Annotated in this window: 18 protein-coding genes; 8 read left to right on the top strand and 10 right to left on the bottom strand. The window is 64.2% G+C overall.

What is annotated here, in order from left to right; genetic code table 11:
* The first annotated feature begins 43 nt into the window (after window positions 1–43).
* Complete coding sequence (locus tag AB5K84_RS35350) at window positions 44–193, top strand: hypothetical protein (RefSeq protein ID WP_165448143.1); 150 nt, start codon at window positions 44–46, stop codon at window positions 191–193.
* Between the two features lie 6 nt (window positions 194–199).
* Here the strand turns inward: AB5K84_RS35350 and AB5K84_RS35355 are convergent, their stop codons facing one another.
* From AB5K84_RS35355 to pgm, 5 genes are all read right to left on the bottom strand, one after another.
* A complete protein-coding gene (locus tag AB5K84_RS35355; RefSeq protein ID WP_038967373.1) occupies window positions 200–643 on the bottom strand; it encodes a DoxX family protein in 444 nt (147 codons plus the stop codon).
* Window positions 644–839: 196 nt separating this feature from the next.
* Complete coding sequence (locus AB5K84_RS35360) at window positions 840–1820, bottom strand: PDR/VanB family oxidoreductase (protein WP_011085179.1); 981 nt, start codon at window positions 1818–1820, stop codon at window positions 840–842.
* A gap of 5 nt (window positions 1821–1825) precedes the next feature.
* On the bottom strand, window positions 1826–2584 hold the full coding sequence (locus tag AB5K84_RS35365) for a GntR family transcriptional regulator (protein ID WP_011085178.1): 759 nt from the start codon (window positions 2582–2584) through the stop codon (window positions 1826–1828).
* Window positions 2585–2588: 4 nt separating this feature from the next.
* Window positions 2589–3638, bottom strand: coding sequence for an aromatic ring-hydroxylating dioxygenase subunit alpha (locus tag AB5K84_RS35370; protein WP_038967370.1), 1050 nt, complete (start codon window positions 3636–3638; stop codon window positions 2589–2591).
* Between the two features lie 291 nt (window positions 3639–3929).
* The gene (gene pgm / locus AB5K84_RS35375) at window positions 3930–5576 is read right to left on the bottom strand and encodes a phosphoglucomutase (alpha-D-glucose-1,6-bisphosphate-dependent) (protein WP_038967369.1); all 1647 of its coding nucleotides are present in this window, start codon (window positions 5574–5576) and stop codon (window positions 3930–3932) included.
* 318 nt (window positions 5577–5894) lie between these two features.
* Here pgm and AB5K84_RS35380 point away from each other — a divergent pair, with 318 nt between their 5' ends.
* Window positions 5895–6281 (top strand): c-type cytochrome, encoded by a 387-nt coding sequence (locus AB5K84_RS35380; protein ID WP_011085175.1) that lies wholly within the window; start codon window positions 5895–5897, stop codon window positions 6279–6281.
* Window positions 6282–6374: 93 nt separating this feature from the next.
* A complete protein-coding gene (locus tag AB5K84_RS35385; RefSeq protein WP_038967372.1) occupies window positions 6375–7514 on the top strand; it encodes an alpha/beta hydrolase family protein in 1140 nt (379 codons plus the stop codon).
* Window positions 7515–7548: 34 nt separating this feature from the next.
* On the opposite strand, the gene AB5K84_RS35390 is transcribed toward AB5K84_RS35385, so the two are convergent.
* Window positions 7549–8364 (bottom strand): response regulator transcription factor, encoded by an 816-nt coding sequence (locus AB5K84_RS35390; RefSeq protein ID WP_011085173.1) that lies wholly within the window; start codon window positions 8362–8364, stop codon window positions 7549–7551.
* A 334-nt stretch (window positions 8365–8698) separates the two neighbouring features.
* Here AB5K84_RS35390 and AB5K84_RS35395 point away from each other — a divergent pair, with 334 nt between their 5' ends.
* Window positions 8699–9547 carry an MBL fold metallo-hydrolase gene (locus tag AB5K84_RS35395; protein ID WP_011085172.1) on the top strand — a complete coding sequence of 283 codons (849 nt, stop codon included), beginning with the start codon at window positions 8699–8701 and terminating at the stop codon, window positions 9545–9547.
* 12 nt (window positions 9548–9559) lie between these two features.
* Here AB5K84_RS35395 and AB5K84_RS35400 read toward each other — a convergent pair whose 3' ends face one another.
* From AB5K84_RS35400 to AB5K84_RS35410, 3 genes are all read right to left on the bottom strand, one after another.
* Window positions 9560–10450, bottom strand: a complete 891-nt coding sequence (locus AB5K84_RS35400) for an aldose 1-epimerase family protein (protein WP_028175095.1) — start codon at window positions 10448–10450, stop codon at window positions 9560–9562.
* 144 nt (window positions 10451–10594) lie between these two features.
* On the bottom strand, window positions 10595–11911 hold the full coding sequence (locus tag AB5K84_RS35405; RefSeq protein WP_011085170.1) for a UDP-glucose dehydrogenase family protein: 1317 nt from the start codon (window positions 11909–11911) through the stop codon (window positions 10595–10597).
* 242 nt (window positions 11912–12153) lie between these two features.
* Window positions 12154–13164 carry an NAD-dependent epimerase gene (locus AB5K84_RS35410; protein WP_028174325.1) on the bottom strand — a complete coding sequence of 337 codons (1011 nt, stop codon included), beginning with the start codon at window positions 13162–13164 and terminating at the stop codon, window positions 12154–12156.
* Window positions 13165–13474: 310 nt separating this feature from the next.
* On the opposite strand from AB5K84_RS35410, the gene AB5K84_RS35415 reads away from it, so the two are divergent.
* A complete protein-coding gene (locus AB5K84_RS35415; RefSeq protein WP_038966614.1) occupies window positions 13475–14590 on the top strand; it encodes a glycosyltransferase family 4 protein in 1116 nt (371 codons plus the stop codon).
* Between the two features lie 82 nt (window positions 14591–14672).
* The gene (locus AB5K84_RS35420; RefSeq protein ID WP_097532308.1) at window positions 14673–15833 is read left to right on the top strand and encodes a glycosyltransferase family 4 protein; all 1161 of its coding nucleotides are present in this window, start codon (window positions 14673–14675) and stop codon (window positions 15831–15833) included.
* 11 nt (window positions 15834–15844) lie between these two features.
* On the opposite strand, the gene AB5K84_RS35425 is transcribed toward AB5K84_RS35420, so the two are convergent.
* A complete protein-coding gene (locus tag AB5K84_RS35425; RefSeq protein WP_165448142.1) occupies window positions 15845–15988 on the bottom strand; it encodes a hypothetical protein in 144 nt (47 codons plus the stop codon).
* Window positions 15989–16516: 528 nt separating this feature from the next.
* Between AB5K84_RS35425 and AB5K84_RS35430 the strand changes: the two genes are divergently transcribed.
* Both AB5K84_RS35430 and AB5K84_RS35435 read left to right on the top strand, forming a co-directional pair.
* Complete coding sequence (locus AB5K84_RS35430; RefSeq protein ID WP_039183945.1) at window positions 16517–17746, top strand: polysaccharide biosynthesis/export family protein; 1230 nt, start codon at window positions 16517–16519, stop codon at window positions 17744–17746.
* 159 nt (window positions 17747–17905) lie between these two features.
* On the top strand, window positions 17906–19198 hold the full coding sequence (locus AB5K84_RS35435; protein ID WP_051000322.1) for a hypothetical protein: 1293 nt from the start codon (window positions 17906–17908) through the stop codon (window positions 19196–19198).
* Window positions 19199–19205: the final 7 nt, after the last annotated feature.

Consider the following 19205-nt stretch of genomic DNA (forward strand, 5'->3'; position numbering starts at 1 on the left):
ACTTGCCCCCATTTCAGAGTAGTCATTTTTGAGGGGCATCGTCATGCCTGAGATATTTGACGTCGTGCTGTGGTGTGCCGCGCTTGCGACATGGCTGATGCTTCTGTTCGCCTTCCTGAGCAAGGCCCTGAAACCGTTCTCAAAGAGCGTCCGCCGCGTGATCGCGGAAGCTTTCAAGCCCAACTTGAAGTGATGTCGGCTACGATGCCCGATCGAAACTGAACCGGCCTGCCCCGGTGACGAAGATCAACATCGCGCCTCCCATGATCGAGATGTTCTTCAGGAAATGGTTGTATTGACCAATCTGCTGCGCGCCCGCGGGATACTCCCAGTAGCGGTGCGCGATAGCCGTTGCCGCCACGACGAACACAAACGTCAGAATTGCACAGTAGCGCGTGCCGACGCCCAATATCAAACCAACGGATATCAATACTTCCAGTGCGATGTTCGTCATGGTGAACAGCTCAGGTGCTGGAAGGTGCAGGGACCTGAAATAACCCACGGAGCCGCTGAAGTCGGATATTGCTCCGTAGGCGCTTCCGACGAATACCCATGCGAGCAGAACGCGGCCGATCAAGATCAGCGAGTCGGCACTCCCTGTGGCGAACTCATCGACTGCCCGCGAGACCGAATTGGATTTCATGGCAGAACCTCCACCCTTGTTGTCCAAGACCGGCTGAACACTTTGACTGCCGAGAGCAATCCTATCATGATTGGTGGACCGTACGAAGCGCTCTTGCCGGCTCGTTGGCGCGGCAAACGAAGCCCGCTTCGTCACGCAGAGCGGATGCGCAAGCCTTCAGGCCGATCGCGTTTTCCGGGTACGCCTTCCAGCCCGGTCAGATCGCGTCCGCGCGCAGCAACGTGTCCACGGTGATGGTGCCGCGGGCACGGGAGACGCAGGCGCAGATCTTCTGGTTGCTCTGTTTCTGATGGTCGCTGAAGAAGACGTCACGATGGTCGATCTCGCCGTCGACGTCGACCACGTCGATGGCACACAGCCCGCATTCGCCGCGCTTGCAGTCGTACATCACGTCATGCCCGCTGGCATTGAGCACGTCCAGCATCGAGCGCTCGCGGGGAATTTCCAGCTCGATGTCCGTGTCCTTCAAGCGCACGCGAAACGTCTCGGTCGGCAGCGTGCCGCTGGAGCCGAAGGTTTCGTAGCGGAGATCGGGAAGCGGATGGCCGGCGCCGATCCAGGCGTGGCGCGCGGCATCCAGCATCCGCATCGGGCCGCAGAACAGCGCCAGCGCACCTTGCGGCAATGACGCGAACAGCGCGTCGAGATCGAGCCGGCGGCCTTCGTCGCTCGCATGGACCACCAGGCGGTCGCCGAGCATCCCGGCGAGATCGTCGAGATAGGCGGCCTCGCTACGCGAGCGCACGGCATAGTGCAGCGTGACGTTTGCCCCTCGCCGCGCCAGCGCCTGCGCCGCGCCGAGGATAGGGGTGATGCCGATGCCGCCGGCGATCAGGCAATAATTGTCGCGCGCCCAGTCGACCGCGAGCAGCGAGGCGGGCTGCGTGATGTCGAGCCGCGCGCCCGGTGCCAATTGCCACATATAGCGCGAGCCGCCGCGGGAATCCTCGGCGCGGCGCACCGCGATCCGCAAGCCACGCGCGGAGGCCTCGCCGACCAGCGAATAGGACCGCGTCTCGGGCAGGCCGTCGATGGTCACGCTGACATTGATGTGGCTGCCGACCGGATAGGCGGCGCCGTCGAACTGGTCGGGCAGGATCAGGAATTCGCGGATGCCGGGCGCAAGGTCACGCGTCGAGACGAGCGTCGCCGGGGTCCAGGTTTCGATGAAGCGCATGGTGACTAGCCCTGGTCGGTTGCGGTCTTGATCAGCGCGAGCGCCGGCAAGAGGTCGAGATGAGTCCGGTTGCGCAGCGCGAGCCGCAGGTTTCGTACGGCGAGCCGCGCGTGCTCGCGCATGATCGCTTCGGCGCGCGCGCCCTCGCGGTTTTCGATGGCGTCGATGACGACGCGGTGGTGCTCCTGCCCGATGATCAGGATCTGCTGCGCCTCGGGCAGCGCCGATTGCGCCATCACGAAGCCGCTTGGCGAGGCGAACGGCAGCGCGGAGGCACGGTCGATCTGCCGGATCAAAGGCGGGCTGCGCGACAATTCCGTGAGAAGCGCGTGGAAGCGCGCGTTCAGCGTGACATAGGACGAGAAGGCGTCGACCGAGATCGGCACCTGGCGCAGCAATTCGTCGATCGCAGCTGAGCATTCCTTCAACGGCTCGAGCTCGCGCGCGGAGACGCCGCGCTCGGCGGCAAAGCGCGCGGCGAGCCCTTCCAGCGTGCCGCGCAGCTCGATGGAATCGGAGATGTCGCGCTCGGAGAACGCCTTCACCATGAAACCGCCGGAGGGAATCGCCTCCAACAGGCCCTCCTCCTCCAGCCGCACCAGCGCCATGCGCACCGGCGTGCGCGAGGCACCCGTCGTCTCCACCGCCTGAAGCTCGGAGATGCGCTCGCCGGGACGCAAGGACCCCGACAGGATCTGGTCGCGCAGCGCGAGCTGCGCCTTCACGGTCTGCGAGACGGAGCGGTCGACCTCGCGCTCGGCCATATCGCTACTCCGCGGCCTGAAGGTGCTGCGGCGCGTTTTCCTTCGCCACCATCTTGTCGATCAGCTTGCGCGTCCACATCGCGCCGGCGTCGATGTTGAGGTTGTAGAAGACGCGATCCGGGTTCTCGTCCATCGCGCGCTGCTGCGCTTCGAGGATCAGCTCGTCCTCGTGGAAGATGCCGGAGACGCCCTCGCGGATTTCGGTGGTGATGCGCTGCTCGCCGATCTGATAGTTGCGGACGAAGGCCCAGAAATAGTGACAGGTCTTCTCCGTCTCCGGCGTGATGGTGTTGAGCACGAAGCCGTTGACGCCCTGCGAGCGGTCGCCTTCCGGCGCGCCGGTGCCTGTCGGCGCCACGCCGACGTCGATAGCGATGGTGCAGGGCGCCTCGAAGCGGATGATCTGCCAGCGGTCGACAAGGCCGGGCTTGCCGAGCTGCTTGGCCCAGAACGGCGGCGGCTCGATGTTCCGCATCCAGCGCGTCACCGTCACCGTCTTCTCGCCATGGGTGACGTCGAACGGGGCTTCGGCGACCGCGTCGTTTCCGATCGAGGAGCCGTGCACGAAGGTCTCGTGGGTGAGGTCCATGAGATTGTCGAGCACGAGGCGGTAGTCGCAATTGACGCGGATGGTCTTGCCGTCGCCGGCCCAGGCCGGATCGTGATTCCAGTGCATGTCGGGCACGAGCGCGGGATCGGCCAGCGCGGGGTCGCCCATCCAGAGCCAGATGTAGCGATGCCGCTCGACCACGGGATAGGCGCGCACGCAGGCCGAGGGATTGATGGTCTCCTGCGAGGGCATGAAGGTGCAGCGCCCCTGCGCATTGTACTTCAGGCCGTGATAGCCGCAGACGACGGTGTCGCCCTCGAGCCGGCCCTTGGACAGCGGCACCAGGCGATGCCAGCAGGCATCCTCGAGAGCTGCCACCGCGCCGTCGGCCTTGCGGTACATCACGACGTGCTTGCCGCAGATCGTCCGCGGCAACAGCGCCGGCTTCACCTCAGCGTCCCAGGCGGCGGCGTACCAGGCGTTCATCGGGAAGGGTTTTGTCATCGGTCTCACTCCCACCGCTTATGAATACGTTATGTATACAATAGAGGAGGGAAAAGAGCCATTCAAGGCCAAAATAGCCCTACTAAATTACCATTATAGGCTATCCAGTATACATCCTCACCGCATATGGCCTGAGAGCTTAGTCACGAGCGCCTCAATAGCGTCATGGCCGGGCTTGTCCCGGCCATCCACGCGTTGCCACGCGGTGTGAAGAACGTGGATGCCCGGGACAAGCCCGGGCATGACGATCTATCGTGAGCGCGTGTGATTTTGCTCTGCTCTTAAGGGCAACTACACCCCGAACACCTTCGCCAGCCCGGCCTGGGCCTCTTCCTGAATCCGCTTCAGGTGCTCGGTGCTGCGAAAGCTCTCCGCGTAGATCTTGTAGACGTCCTCGGTCCCCGACGGCCTCGCTGCGAACCAGCCGAAATCGGTCTCGACCTTGATGCCGCCGAACGGCTGGCCGTTGCCGGGCGCCTTGCTCAGCGTGGCGCGGACGGGATCGCCGGCGAGATCCTTCAGGCCGAACTGCTCGGGCGTGACGGACTTCAAGATGTTCTTCTGCGGTGTGGTCGCCGCGACGTCGATGCGCGCGTAATGCGGCACGCCGAACTCGGCCGTGAGGTCGCCAAACAGCTGACTCGGATCGCGGCCGGTCTTCGCCATGATCTCGGCGGCAAGCAGGCCGAGGATGATGCCGTCCTTGTCGGTGGTCCACACCGTGCCGTCGCGGCGCAGGAACGAGGCCCCTGCACTCTCCTCGCCGCCGAAGCCGAAGCCGCCCGTGAGGAGGCCGTCGACAAACCATTTGAAGCCGACCGGCGTCTCGACCAGCTTGCGGCCGAGTTTCTTGGCCACGCGGTCGATGATCGAGCTCGACACCACGGTCTTGCCGATCGCGGCATCCTTGCTCCAGTTCGGGCGGTGCGCGAACAGATGCGAGATCGCGGTCGCCAGATAATGGTTCGGATTCATCAGGCCGCCGGTGCGCGTCACGATGCCGTGGCGGTCGGCATCGGTGTCGTTGGCGAAGGCAACGTCGAAGCGGTCGCGCATCGCGATCAGGCTCGCCATCGCGTAAGGCGAGGAGCAGTCCATGCGGATCTTGCCGTCCCAGTCGACGGTCATGAAGCGGAAGGTCGGATCGATCGCCTCGTTCACCACCGTGGCCTTGAGGCCGTAGCGCTCGATGATCGGATGCCAGTAATGCACGGCGGCGCCGCCGAGCGGATCGATGCCGATATTGATGCCGGCGGATTTGACGAGATCGAGATCGACGACGTTGCCGAGATCGGCGACGTAGGGCGTGATGAAGTCGTAGGCGTGGACGGTCGCGGACTTTTTCGCCCTGGCATAGTCCATGCGCGCGACGCCCTTGAGCCCGTCGGCGAGATAGGCGTTGGCGCGCTTCTCGACGACGGAGGTCGCATCGGTGTCGGCCGGGCCGCCATGCGGCGGATTGTATTTGTAGCCGCCGTCTTCCGGCGGATTGTGCGAGGGCGTGACGACGACGCCGTCCGCGAGGCCCGACGTGCGGCCCTTGTTGTAGGTGAGGATCGCGTGCGAGATGACAGGCGTCGGCGTGTAGCCGCCGTCCTTGTCGACCATGACGTCGACGCCGTTCGCCGCGAACACCTCGACGGCGCTGACCAGCGCCGGCTCGGCCAGCGCGTGGGTGTCGATGCCGATGAAGAGCGGGCCGGTCAGTCCCTTCTCCTTTCTGTAGTCACAAATTGCCTGCGTGGTCGCGAGGATATGGCCCTCGTTGAAGGTGTTCCTGAACGAGGTGCCACGATGGCCGGAGGTGCCGAACGCCACCCGTTGCGCCGGATCAGCCACGTCCGGCTTGCCGGCGAAATAGGCCGTCACCAGCCGCGGAATATTGGCGAGCGCGCTCGGCGCAACCGGCTTACCCGCCGCGGGATCAACTTCTGCCACTGCAACTCCCCTGTACCCTTCGAACGACGCACTAGAACACCATACCATCGGCCAGCCCGTCGCCAAACCGGCCCAATGCCGCGCTCCGGTCAACGATCAACCGACAACGCCAATCCGCACAGGATGATCCATGGCGATTACGCATGGCGCGCCCTCGTACTTTGGTCCCGGATATCGGTTGATGCAGGACAAAGACGCCGCCGCGCCGCGTAGGGCACGCTGCTTTCCGATTGATGAACGAAGGCGGGGGATTTGCGGGATTAGCCGCCTGATCCCTTGGCTGATTCCTTGGCTGATTCCGTGGGGGAGTAGACTAAGATGACCGGTCGTCTGATCTTCGTGCTCATGCTGGCCTTGGCCACATCGTCTTTGGCCACGTCGTCCGCCTCCGCCGCGGAGGGCGATCCGGCGAGGGGCAAGGCCGTCTTCCAGCGGACCTGTGAGAACTGCCACGCGGCGGTGATCGGGGTGAACAAGGTCGGCCCAAGTCTCTGGAATGTCATCGACCGCAAGCCCGCAATCGTCCCGGACTTCGCCTATTCTGATGCAATGAAGGCCAACAAGCAGGCCTGGACGCCAACAACGCTGGACGCCTATCTCGCCGACCCCCGCGGCGACGTCCACGGCGTCAAGATGTTCTTCAAGGGGCTGCCGAACCCCGCAGACCGGGCCAATGTCATCGCCTATCTTCAGACGTTGAGATGAACGATCGGGGCGGACGCTAGATCCGGGCAACGCCCGTTCGCCGGGTCATGCGGTTCTGTTATGATCCGCGCGGCCACGGAGAATCATCCACGCATGGACCTCGCGCGCTGGCATCTGCCCGTGCTTATCTTGCTCGCCATCGCGGGGGCTGCGGCTCGCGCGAACGCCGCCGAGTTCTACACCGAGGACCTCCGCATCCCGATGACGGAGGCCGGGCCGCAGGGGCTGGAAGCTTTCCTGGTGCGCCCGGCGGGGACGAAGCGCTATCCGCTCGCGCTGCTCAGCCACGGCTCGCCGCGCAATTTCGACGACCGCCCGACCATGTCCGCGCACAAATATTACGGCATCGCGCTGGAATACGCCCGGCGCGGCTTTGCTGCGCTGATCGTGATGCGGCGCGGCTACGGCACCTCGCCCGGTGGACGCGTCGACAGCGTCGGCGGCTGCGCCAACGCGGCCTACCTGCCGGCGGCGGCGGTTGCGGTCGCGGATTTGCGCGCGGCGATCGATGCGATGGCACGTCGGGCCGACGTCACGACATCGGGCATGATCGCGGCCGGCCATTCCGCCGGCGGGCTCGCCACCGTCGCGCTGACAGCGCAGGCACCGGCCGGTCTCGTCGCCGCGATCAGCTTTGCCGGCGGCCGCGGCTCGCGCGACGACGACGACGTCTGCAACGAGGGTGGGCTGGTGCAGGCCTTCGCCACCTTCGGAAAGACGTCCCGCGTGCCGATGCTGTGGGTTTACGCGACCAACGACCTGTTCTTCGGGCCCGATCTCGCCCGCCGGCTCTATGACGGGTTTCGCGGCGGCGGCGGCAACGTGAAATTCGTCGCGGCGGCGCCTTACGGCGACGATGGCCATTATCTCTATTCCGTGGTCGGCCGTCCGCAATGGACGCCGTATGTGGACGCCTTCCTGCGCGAGCGCGGGCTCGGCCACGACGTCCTCAGTCCGCCCGATCCGCTGCCGCCGCCGAGCCAGCTCAACGAGGCCGCGCGCGCCGAGTTCGCGCGCTATCTCGCCAGCACCGTGCCGCACAAAGCTTTTGCGGTGTCGCCCAACGGCGGTTACGGCTGGCGTTCGGGGCGCGCGACGGCCGACGATGCCCAGCGCGATTCGCTCAGCGCCTGCATGAAATGGTCGCCCACCTGCGCGCTCTACGCGGTCGATGACCGGCTGGTCGGGGCCGCGCAAAGGACAATAACGGACCAGAGCGCCCGCGCGCGGTAGGCGCGAGGGCGATCAGGTCTTTCGACGGATGAGGCTAGAGCCGTTCGCTGAGCGCGAGCTTGTAGCCGACGCCGGTGACGGTCGCGATCACGGGCGTGCCGCTGCCGACGAGCTTGCGGCGCAGCCGCGCCACCAGCGCATCGACCGTGCGGATGTCGACCTCGGCCTGGCGGTTGCTGACGACCTCGATCAGATAGTCGCGGCTGAGCGGCCTGCCGTCGGCGCCGACAAGCGCCGCCAGCAGGTCGAACTCGGCCCGCGTCAGCGACACCGGCTTGCCGTCGTTGCCGAGCAGCTCGCGCCGCGTCAGATCGATGATCCAGTCGCCGAAGGCGATCGAATTGTGGTTGCGCGCCGCCTTGCGGTCGATCGAGCGCCGCCGCAGCACGCTGCGGGCGCGCGCAAGCAGGTCGCGCAGATTGATCGGCTTGGTGACGTAGTGGTCGCCCGCGATCTCGAGGCCGAGGATGCGATCGACGTCGGTGTCGCGGCGGGTCACGAAGATGATGCCCGCGTTGCTGGTCGCCTGGATTTCCTTGGCGAGCTCGAAGCCGTCGCCGTCGGGCAACTGCACGTCGAGGAAGATGAGGTCGGCGCGCCCACGCAGCGCCTGGCGGCATTCCGCGCAGGAGCCGGCGCCGACCACGTCGAAATTGTTCTCGCCGAAGTAACCGACCAGCATCGTCCGCGTCACCGGATCGTCTTCGACGACGATCAGCCGCTCGCGGCCTGCGGGACGCACGTCCTGACGTGCGGGATCAGCCACGATGGTGGATGTCCTGTGTGCTTGCGGGCCGGCCTGAAAATTCAAGTCGTCGCGCAACGCGCTGTCCTGTGAACGAACATTCACAACTGGTTCGAGCCCCCGAAATTGCCTGCTGGAATACTAGGCGTGTTGTGTTGCCTAAACAATATTGGTCACAGTCTCGACGTATAAAGTATGAATTGGCCCACAATTCTCATCCCGCGCATCATCGCGCAGGCACGGCTCGCGCGAGCGCCGGGAGCCGGCCCAAGACGGCCGACCGCGCACATCGGGACCCGGATTCAACCACCGGCTTATGCAAAGAAGCCCGTCACTTCGGAGAAACGGCAGCGCCTCCGACGCCCGATGCGGCTTGCCCCGCCGCGGACTTCAAATCTAATGTGAGTCCCCGGGGGATCTGGACGCTGGAGTAGGCGCCATGGAAGTCATACTGCTCGGCACCGGCGGCCCGCGCCCGGACCCGCGCCGCATGGCGACGACCACGCTGATCAGGCTCGGCGAAGAGAACATCCTGTTCGACGCGGGCCGCGGCGTCATGGTGCAGCTCAGCAAGGCCGGCGTGCCGCTTGGCGCCATCAACACGGTCTTTCTCACCCATCACCATTTCGACCACATCGGCGACCTCTACGATGTGATGCTGAATTCATGGATGCACGGGCGCAAGGACGCGCTGCGCATCTATGGGCCGCCGGATACCGAACGGCTGGTCAACACGCTGGTCACACAGGTCTACGACAAGGACATCACCTGGCGGGATCGGGGCGAGCCGACCTTCGGCGGCTGGAAGCCGGTCATCGCAACCGACATCATTCCGGGCCCGGTTCTCGACACCGGGCGCTGGAAGATCAGCGCCGAGCTCGTCTCGCATGGCGATGGCCTCGACATGCCGCCGGCCTTCCTCGCGCGCTGGATGTGTCTCGGCTACCGCTTCGAGGCGGAGGGCAAGGTCATCGCGATATCCGGCGACACGGTCCCCTGCCCCGGCCTGGAGCGACTGGCTGAGGGAGCCGACCTGCTGGTGCAGTGCTGCTTTCTCGCGACGCCGGAGATCAACAACGAGCACCTCCGCCGGCTTGCGAAATTCACGATCGCCTGCGGCGACACGGTCGGCAAGGTCGCGGCCAAGGCCGGCGTGAAGAAGCTCGCGCTGACCCATCACCGGCCGCGCACCGACGATTCCATGCTGAACGCGCTGCTCGCGGATGTCCGGCAGGACTATTCGGGTCCCGTCGTGCTCGGCGAGGACCTCACGCGGATCGAGGTCTGAAGGCCACCGATCTCAGGACGATGCGACCTCGATCCGGAACGACAAGCGCTCTTCGGCGCCGGCTGCGATATGCATCAGGCCGGGCTTGTCACTGAACGCGCCGTCGAAGCCGGCCGGGCTGGCATAGCCGCGCCATGGCTCGATGCAGAGGAACGGCGCGCCCGATGGTTTCGACCAGACGCCAAGCTCGCGAAAGCCGCGCCAGGACATCTTTAGCCAGGGCCCGCTGGATGCACTCGGCCCGGCCGCATAAAGCACCGAATTGCTGTCGATGCGATCGAAGATGATGGCGTCATCGACGAACAGGGATTCGGACAAGGGGAGCACGGTGCCGCTGACGGGACTTGGCTCCGTTGCCGCGCGCAGCAAGCCGCCGTCGAGACGGCGGACGGGCGACGACTCGGCGTTCGCGAAGGTCAGCGCATAGTCTTCCTTGGACACGCCGGGCTCAAGCGGCCAGTTGAATGCGGGATGGCCACCGAGCGAAGCCGGCAATGTTTCCTTGCCGGTGTTGGCGATCGTGAGCGAGAGATCGAGACCGGCGTCGTCGATCGCATAGGTGGCCGTCAGGCGGAACGCGAACGGGTAAAGCGCGCGCGTCGTCTCACTGTCTTCGAGCACGAGCACACAGCGGCTCTCGCCGCGCTCCGCCCACGTGAAGCGGCTGTCGCGCGCAAAGCCGTGCTGGGTCATCCGGTATGTCTTGCCCCGGTGCCGCAGCTCGTCGTTGGCGAGACGCCCGACGATGGGAAACAACAGCGGCGCGTGGCGCGGCCAGGCCGGTGCGGCCTGCCAGACGAATTCGAGGCCGGCATCGCTCTTCAGCGAGCACATTTCGGCGCCGTGCGCCTTGATGGTCGCGGTCAGCCCGCCGCTGCGGATCGAGTGCGTGTCGTCGGTCATGACAATCTCCATAGCGGCAGCGAGGCCGACGGGCCGGGCGCGACCGCTTCGTGTGACCGATCATATCGCATCGAAGACGATTTCGCCCGCCTCGGGACGAGGCGGGCGAAAGGTCGCGAAGCTCAGTGCCCCGCGGCTCGTGTACTAGGCCTGAGACGACGGACGGCCGACGCTCTCGTAGGTGAAGCCGGCGGCGTGCATGTCTTCGGGGCTGTAGATGTTGCGGAGGTCGACGACGACGGGCTGCGCCATGACACTCTTCAGCCGGTCGAGATCGAGGCCGCGGAACTGCACCCATTCGGTGACGACAACCAGCGCATCGGCGCCTTGCGCACAGGAATAGGCGTCCTCGCAATAGGTGATGCTGGGCAGCTCACTCTTCGCCTGCTCCATGCCGACGGGATCGAAGGCCTTCACCTTGGCGCCCATGTCGATCAGGCCGGTCACCAGCGGGATCGACGGCGCATCGCGCATATCGTCGGTGTCGGGCTTGAAGGTGAGGCCGAGCACGGCGATGGTCTTGCCGCGCAGCGAGCCGCCAAGCGCCTGGCTGACCTTGCGCGCCATCGCGCGCTTGCGGTTCTCGTTGACGGCCAGCACGGATTCGACGATGCGCAAGGACACGTCGTAGTCCTGCGCGATCTTGATCAGCGCCTTGGTGTCCTTCGGGAAGCACGAGCCGCCGAAGCCGGGACCTGCATGCAGGAACTTGGTGCCGATGCGGTTGTCCAGGCCAATGCCGCGCGCGACCTCCTGCACGTTGGCCCCGACCTTTTCGGAAAGGTCCGCGATCTCGTTGATGAAGGTGATCTTGGTCGCGAGGAACGCGTTGGCAGCGTATTTGATCATCTCGGCGGTGCGGCGCGCCGTGAACATCAGCGGCGCCTGGTTCAGCGACAGCGGGCGATAGATGTCGCCCATCACCTTGCGGGCGCGCTCGTCGGAGGTGCCGACCACGACGCGGTCCGGGAACTTGAAGTCGCGGATCGCCGCGCCCTCGCGCAGGAATTCGGGGTTGGAGGCGACGACGACGTCGGCGTTGGGATTGGTTTCGCGGATGATGCGCTCGACCTCGTCGCCGGTGCCGACCGGCACGGTCGACTTGGTCACCACGACGGTGAAGCCCGACAGCGACTGCGCGATCTCTTTCGCGGCGGCGTAGACGTAGGACAGATCGGCGTGGCCGTCACCGCGGCGCGACGGCGTGCCGACCGCGATGAAGACGGCATCGGCGTCCGCGACCGGCTTCGACAGGTCGGTGGTGAAGTCGAGCCGCTTGGCCTTGACGTTGGTCGCGACCAGCTCGTCGAGCCCGGGCTCGTAGATCGGGATCTCGCCGCGATGGAGCGCCGCGATCTTCTTCTCGTCCTTGTCGACGCAGGTGACGTCGTGACCGAAATCCGCAAAGCAGGCCCCGGACACCAGTCCCACATAGCCCGTTCCGATCATCGCGATTCGCATGAAAGACTCTTTCCGTTGAAGACGGATGCTCCACTGAACACCCTAGACCAATTCTCTATCCGACCGCACGCCCAACATTAGGGCAGCCTGCATCACCTGTCGAACAAACCTTCACCGCCTTGCGCGGGGCAACGGCGGACATTTCCCAAAACGCGCCGCATGTGCAGTCGACATATGCGACCGGTGCGCTGCACTTAACCATCGGTCCGGATGCGGAACACGGTGTTGGCGCGATCGCGGGGTTACACGCCGTGGTACTTTCGATACCACTCGACGAAGCGGCCGAGACCCTCCGCAAGCGGCGTCGAAGGCGCGAAACCGACGTCGCGCTGGAGCGCGGAAATGTCGGCGCGCGTCTCCAGGACGTCGCCGGCCTGCATCGGCAGCAGCTTGCGGATCGCCGGCTTGCCGATGATCTTCTCCAGCGTCTCGACGAACTCGATCAGATTGACCGACCGGTTGTTGCCGATGTTGTAGACGCGATACGGCGCATAGCTCGTCGAGTTTTCCGGCGCTTCCGCGTTCCACGCGGGATTCGGCGTCGCGGGCCGGTCGAGGGTGCGGATGACGCCCTCGACGATGTCGTCGACATAGGTGAAGTCGCGCCACATGTCGCCATTATTGAAGATCTTGATTGGCTCATTGGCGAAGATCGCGCGCGTGAACAGCCAGGCGGCCATGTCGGGCCGGCCCCACGGACCGTAGACGGTGAAGAAGCGCAGACCGGTCACCGGCAGCTTGTGAACATGCGCGTAGGTGTGCGCCATCAATTCGTTGGCCTTCTTGCTCGCGGCGTAAAGGCTGACCGGATGGTTCACCGAATGCTCGGTCGAATACGGCAGGGTGCGGTTGGCGCCGTAGACGGAGCTCGACGAAGCGTAGACGAGATGCGCCACACCATGGCGCCGCCCGGCCTCGAGCACGGTGACGAAGCCGTCGCAATTGGCGCGGATGCTGGTGATGGGATCGTCGATCGACGCACGCACGCCGGGTTGCGCCGCCAGATGCACGACGCGATCGGGCGAGACCTCGTCGAAAACGCGCGTCACCGCGGCGAAGTCCGCAAGATCGATCTCGTGGAAGCTGAACCCCGGACGGTGCTCGAGCGTTGCAAGGCGTGCACGTTTCAGCGCGGGATCATAATACGGAGTGAGCGCATCGATGCCAACGACCTGCTCGCCACGCGCCAACAGCCGTTCACAAACGTGCATTCCGATAAAGCCGGCAGCACCGGTAACGATCACTGGCCGCAAATTTGTCACCTCGTTGATTCCGCGAATGCAATGCCAGACCAGGACATGAGAGGCAAGGTTCGGACGATCACGACAATCGTCAAATCAGGCGCTCATGTAAGCGCATCGAAATGTGTAGGAAACATGATGGCGCCATGCATCCTCGCATGCTATCCGCCTGCGAGGATGCTCGGACGATAGCTCCACATGTGTTACACCGCATAGATCGTATATTCGGCGCGAATGCTCAGTCTTGAGGCAACGTTCGCGCAGGATACCCACCGTAAGACACCCACGAAAAACAAGACACTCACGAAGAAAAAGATCGGCTTTGAAACTCTCCATCAATGGCAGGTTCCTGTCACAGTCGCTAACCGGCGTGCAGCGCTATGCCGCCGAAATCGTCAAGGCGATGGACCGTTTGCTGGCGAGCGGAGAGGCTCCGCGACAACTCCTGGACGCAGAGTGGCAAGTGCTGTCGCCGCTGAACGCGCAGCCGCTCCCCGGTCTTCGCCGTATCAACGTCAGGCAGGTCGGATCGTTGCAGGGGCACGCGTGGGACCAGATCGATCTGGCACGCGCGGCCGCCGGCACGCGCCTCATCAGCCTCGCCAATTCCGGCCCCGTGCTTCATCGCGACCACCTGGTCGTGATTCACGATGCGCAGGTTTTCAAACGTCCGGACTTCTTCAGCTGGCGCTACCTCGCCCTGCATCGGACGCTCGGCCATTTGCTGGCACGCACAGCAACGATCGCAACAGTTTCCACGTTTTCGCGCAACGAACTTGCCGAGGCGCTGTCGCTTGATCCTGCGTCGATCCCCGTCATCCCCAACAGCGCAGAGCACTTCGCCACCGTCGTGCCCGATTTCTCGATCATCGAAAAGCTGCATCTTGCGCCCTACGGGTTCTTCCTCTTCGTCGGCTCGATGACGAAGAACAAGAATGTCGACACCGCCATTCGCGCCGCCGAGCGGCTTGGCCGCGCGGATTTTCCGCTGGTCGTGGTCGGAGGCGACAACAGCAAGGTCTTTGGCGGCAACGCCATGGAATCGAGAACCGGCGTCGTCGTCGCCGGGCGCCTCAAGGACGAGGAGATCGCGGCGCTGTTCGCTCGAGCTGCCGCGTTCGTTTTTCCCAGCCTCTACGAGGGCTTCGGCATACCTCCCCTGGAGGCGATGTACTTCGCCTGCCCGGTGATCGCGAGTTCGGCCGCAGCCGTGCGCGAAACTTGCGACGACGCGGCCGTTTATTTCGACCCCCTCAACGCGGGCGAGCTTTCGGCACGAATGCACGAAAGAATTGCACTCGGCCGGATCTCGCCGGCGGAACAGGAGAAGCAGCAGAGGCGACTGGCGACATATTCCTGGGCCAAGTCCGCCGCAGCGATGCTCGAATTCCTCGCCAAACCCGCTCCCCACGCCGCATCCAGCCGTCAGACACAATGACGCGGCCCAAATATTGCTGCTTCGAGACGTTAGACGCGCGCCTGCAATATCCGGCGCCTGCAAGCCAAGAAAGGAATGACCGTTGTCCAGCGGCCTGAAAGTCCTGCATGTCGCCGAAACGGTCAGAGGCGGCATCGCGACCTACCTCAACGAGCTGCATCCGCATCAATGCGCGAGCTTCGGGCGCGGCAACGTCAACTATGTCGTCCCGTCCGATCATCGCAGCGATCTGGTGAACATCGAGGATGATGCCATCACCACGTTTCCGCGCGACGGCCGCAACGCGGTCGGCCTGTTTCGCATGCTGTCTGCGACCATGCGTGCGGTCCGGGAGTTTCGGCCCGACGTCATCCATCTTCACTCGTCCTTCGCCGGGCTCGTAGTGCGCCCGGTGCTCTGGCTGACCTATCGGCGTTCACGCATCGTCTATTGCCCGCACGGATGGGCCTTCGGCCGCGAGACCGGCCGCCTCAGCCGCGAAGTCACGAAGTTCACCGAGCTCGTGCTGTCGAAATTCACCCACCGCATCGTGTGCATCTCGGAAAGCGAGCGGACCGATGCGATGCAGGTCGGGATCGCGGCGAACCGCCTCGTTCTTGTGCACAACGGGATTTCCAAGCAGCGGCCCGTGCTCGACACGCGCGCAGCGCCGTGGCGATCGGAGAAGATCAAGGTCCTCTTCATCGGACGCCTCGACCGCCAGAAGGGGTATGATCTCCTCATCGAGGCGGCCCGCGCGCTCGGAAACACGCTGGATGTGCGCCTGATCGGCGCGTCGGTCGTCAGCAAATTCCGCCAAAGCGATCTGCCGGCCAACGTTTCCTTCCTGGGCTGGATGAACCGCAACCAGATCGAGGCCGAGCTCGACCAGGCCGACATGGTCGCAATTCCGTCACGCTGGGAGGCGTTTGGCCTGGTGGCGATCGAGGCCATGCGGGCGGCCAAGCCGATCATCGCCTTCCGCATCGGCGCCCTGCCGGAAATCGTCGAAGACAATGCGACGGGTGTGCTGTGCGACGAGGTCTCGGCGGAAAAGCTGGTTGAAGGTTTTCAGCGCGCAAGCCGGCTGGACCTGCCTGCGGTCGGCCGGGCCGGATATGAGCGCTTCAGCCGCCTCTACGACATCGAGCAGACACACCGCACCCTGAGCCAGGTCTATGCCGACGTCCTGCACGTGCGGACAAGCGAATCCGGGCAGCAGGCGAAGCTGCAATCCGACTTCCCGAACAATCTTCGGTCGTAGCGGCCGTGCGATCAAGCCATCCGGCGGGCATCGCCCTGCGCGAACTCGCCGTCACTCACACGGTTGTCGGAGAACGACCAAGCAATTGCGGAGGCGACCATCATCGCGCAGGTGAGAAAGCCGGCTGCGAACAGCAGTGATCCGGTGTGCAACATTGTCTTCGCCTTCCCTTTTGGTTTGACCGACAACTAGGCGGATCAGGATTAGGAAGACCTTACGGACGCCAGCGCGCGGCCAGCTTCCGAATCTAAGCGTTAACGGAGGTGGAATCCCGCCGCAGAAATATCGGTGCGATCACCCGGCGAGGGCGTCCGCTCAGGCTCCGTGCCCGCCGCAGGACGACGAAAACACAACGCAGAGTCACTCAAAATCGGATCCAAGACTTGAAGTTTAGGCGATCTCATCTCGCGACGATGCAATTCCATCTCCGCGCCGCAGCTCACTAGTTCAGCCGCGGCCTCAATCGTGACATCGATCGGACACGTGTATGTCTAGTTTGCGAACTGCTTATAAAAGAGTACGTCGCGCACAAATTTTGCACAGCGATTCCGACGTGTATCTCGGTTCACAAGTTGCAATAAGGTCACAGCCATAAGTGCTTTACCATAAAGTCGAAGAGGCAGCAGTGACTCACCCGCACGATGGTTGGTACGGTGATTCCGATTTTAAATGAGTACGAGGGAATGGTGGTGGCTAAGACCGAACGTTTTTCTTTTGATTTCGGGATTAGTCGAATCCTGGCGCTGGCTGCTGTCGGCATCTCGCTGGCGGGTTGCGCGGGCTTCATCCCTCTGGACTCTCCGGATGCCGTTGCCACGCAGACCAACGCTGCGCTGGTCACCGAGCCGACCGCACCGCTCGCCTATGCCCTGATGCCGGTCAATCCGGCGATCGTTCAGGCGACCAACGCCTTCACCGATTCCTCCGGGATGGTGTTCTCGCGTCTTCCCGGCGGCAATTATCGCGACGTCACGATCGGCATCGGCGACATCGTCACCGTAACCGTGTACGAAGCGCAGGCGGGCGGCCTGTTCATTCCGCGCGAAGCGGGCGTCCGGCCGGGTAACTTCGTCGACATTCCGCGTCAGCAGGTCGACCAGTCCGGCAACATCAACATTCCCTACGCCGGATCGATCAAGGTCGCCGGGCTGACGCCGCGCGCCGTGTCGAACATCATCCGCGAGCGCCTCAAGGACCGCGCCATCGATCCGCAGGCGGTCGTGAGCGTGGCCGAGCAGCGCGGCAACCAGATCAGCGTGCTCGGCGAGGTCAACTCGCCGCTCCGCTTTCCGGTCGACCCCGGCGGCATTCGCCTGATGGGCGCGATCGCGCGCGCCGGCGGCCCGAAATACCCTTCCTACGAGAGTACGATCACGATCAAGCGCGAGGGCCGCACCTACAATGAGTCGATGTCGACCGTGGTGCACCACCCCGGCGAGGACGTCCTGCTCGCGCCGGGCGACGTCGTCTTCCTGACCCGCATTCCGCGCGTCTACATGGTGTTCGGTTCGACGCCGTCGCCGGGATCGATCGGCGGCACCAACAATCGCCGCTTCTCGTTCGAGAACGACAACATGTCGCTGGCTGAAGCCATCGCGAAGGCGGGCGGCCTCGACGGCAACCGTGCGGATTCCAAGTCCATCTACGTCTACCGTTTCGAGCCGAAGCCGCTCCTGGAGCGTATCGGGGTCGAAGTATCCCAGTTCCCGACCAAGACGATCCCCGCCGTCTACAAGTTCGACATGAGCAAGCCCGACGGCTGGTTCCAGGCGGATACGTTCAGGATGCGCGATCATGACGTGATTTCGGTGGCGGAATCGCCGTCGACCGAATTCGTCAAGCTGATGAACCCGCTGAACGCGGCGACCACGAATGCGGACAACATCAGCACGGTGATCGTGAACTCCAAATAGCCCAACTCGGCGCGCTCCGTGGGGGCGCGCGGACAAGGTCGCCTCACCCAATTCGGGCCACAGAAGAGGATTAGCCTTGTCGAGTTGACGCGAGCAGGAGTGGATACGAGCGTGACGGAGCCAAAGAGGAAACGAGCCTTGCGTCGTTTCCGGATGCTGATGTGCGGTCTCTGCGCCGCGACCGGCCTCTCATATCCTGCGAACGCGCAGACCGCGCAACCGCTCGACCAACGTTTCCTGCTGGGCGTCGGTACGCACCAGGGCCTGGGCGGCGTCACCAGCGCTCGCGGTTACGTACCTGCGACGGCCATCAAGCAGATGAAGGAGCTCGGGGTCACCGCGTTCCGGGACGACTTCCCCTGGTCGGATTTCGAGTTGCCCGGCAAGCGGCTCGGCTTCAACGCCCTGAACGGCCGCCTCGAGACCCAGATCAGGTCCGGCGTCGGAATTCCTCTGCTCATCCTCGGAGCCGGCCATCACCTCGTCCCGAACTCCGATCCGCCGACGACCGACGAAGCGCGCCAGAGATTCGTCACCTATGCTGCGGCGGCCGCGCAAGCGGTCGCAGCGCGGCAGCCCGTCTTCGAATTGTGGAACGAGTACAATCTCCGAGCGCGCGCAGAGCCGCAATTCACGGTCGAAAATTACGTGACGCTTGCCCGTTTGGTGCAGCCGGCGGTCAAGCAGGCGGCGCCTTCTGCGCCCTTCGTGGTGGGCGCACTCGGCGACGATCCGGGCTGGAAATGGACCGACGCCCTGCTGAAGACCGACCTGCCTCGCATCGCCGACGGCATGTCCATTCACATCTACAACCATTGCCTGCCGCCGGCCGGGCGCACCGCGGCTGAGGCGATCGAGCGGTTGGAAAATTTTCATCAACGCGTCGCACAGGCGACCGGCAATCCGAACTATCCGATCTACCTGACCGAAACGGGCTGGCCGACCCCGACCGCGAAATGCGGCGTGAACGAGCAGCTCTCGGCCGACAACATGGCGCAGATCATCCTCTGGTCATCGACCGCGGGTCCCTGGCTCAAGGGGATATGGCTCTACGAGCTCAAGGACAGCGGGACGAAGCCCGGCGAACTCGAGGACAATTTCGGCATCTATCATTTCGACAATTCGCCGAAGCCCGCGGTGTGTTCCATTCGCGAAAGCTGGGCCTTCATCCGCACGAGCCTGAAGGCGGCGCGAACCACGCCGATGCCGGGCGTCGTGCAGATCCGCAGCGACAGCGGATCCGAGACGAAAGTGGCGCTCTGGTCGGAGAATCCGTCGAAGCGCTTCGAAGTTCGATTAAAAAATGCGGAACCGAATGCCGAGATCAGCTATGTATGTCAGCAAGCACCGGGCCCTGCCGCCGGCGCCTGGACGGCGTTATCGACGACGCCCCTGCTTGTCAGTGTCAAGGGCACGGCCGTGCCGGATTTCGAGATTCGGCCATCGAACTGACGCTGCG

The organism is Bradyrhizobium sp. 1200_D9_N1_1, from assembly GCF_052075915.1.
Lineage (GTDB): Bacteria > Pseudomonadota > Alphaproteobacteria > Rhizobiales > Xanthobacteraceae > Bradyrhizobium > Bradyrhizobium diazoefficiens.

Excerpts from the sequence above, each read along its gene's own strand:
- AB5K84_RS35350 (WP_165448143.1), top strand. The coding sequence starts at position 44 with ATGCCTGAGATATTTGACGTCGTGCTGTGGTGTGCCGCGCTTGCGACA.
- AB5K84_RS35355 (WP_038967373.1), bottom strand. The coding sequence starts at position 643 with ATGAAATCCAATTCGGTCTCGCGGGCAGTCGATGAGTTCGCCACAGGG.
- AB5K84_RS35360 (WP_011085179.1), bottom strand. The coding sequence starts at position 1,820 with ATGCGCTTCATCGAAACCTGGACCCCGGCGACGCTCGTCTCGACGCGT.
- AB5K84_RS35365 (WP_011085178.1), bottom strand. The coding sequence starts at position 2,584 with ATGGCCGAGCGCGAGGTCGACCGCTCCGTCTCGCAGACCGTGAAGGCG.
- AB5K84_RS35370 (WP_038967370.1), bottom strand. The coding sequence starts at position 3,638 with ATGACAAAACCCTTCCCGATGAACGCCTGGTACGCCGCCGCCTGGGAC.
- AB5K84_RS35380 (WP_011085175.1), top strand. The coding sequence starts at position 5,895 with ATGACCGGTCGTCTGATCTTCGTGCTCATGCTGGCCTTGGCCACATCG.
- AB5K84_RS35385 (WP_038967372.1), top strand. The coding sequence starts at position 6,375 with ATGGACCTCGCGCGCTGGCATCTGCCCGTGCTTATCTTGCTCGCCATC.
- AB5K84_RS35395 (WP_011085172.1), top strand. The coding sequence starts at position 8,699 with ATGGAAGTCATACTGCTCGGCACCGGCGGCCCGCGCCCGGACCCGCGC.
- AB5K84_RS35400 (WP_028175095.1), bottom strand. The coding sequence starts at position 10,450 with ATGACCGACGACACGCACTCGATCCGCAGCGGCGGGCTGACCGCGACC.
- AB5K84_RS35405 (WP_011085170.1), bottom strand. The coding sequence starts at position 11,911 with ATGCGAATCGCGATGATCGGAACGGGCTATGTGGGACTGGTGTCCGGG.
- AB5K84_RS35425 (WP_165448142.1), bottom strand. The coding sequence starts at position 15,988 with ATGTTGCACACCGGATCACTGCTGTTCGCAGCCGGCTTTCTCACCTGC.
- AB5K84_RS35430 (WP_039183945.1), top strand. The coding sequence starts at position 16,517 with ATGGTGGTGGCTAAGACCGAACGTTTTTCTTTTGATTTCGGGATTAGT.
- AB5K84_RS35435 (WP_051000322.1), top strand. The coding sequence starts at position 17,906 with ATGTGCGGTCTCTGCGCCGCGACCGGCCTCTCATATCCTGCGAACGCG.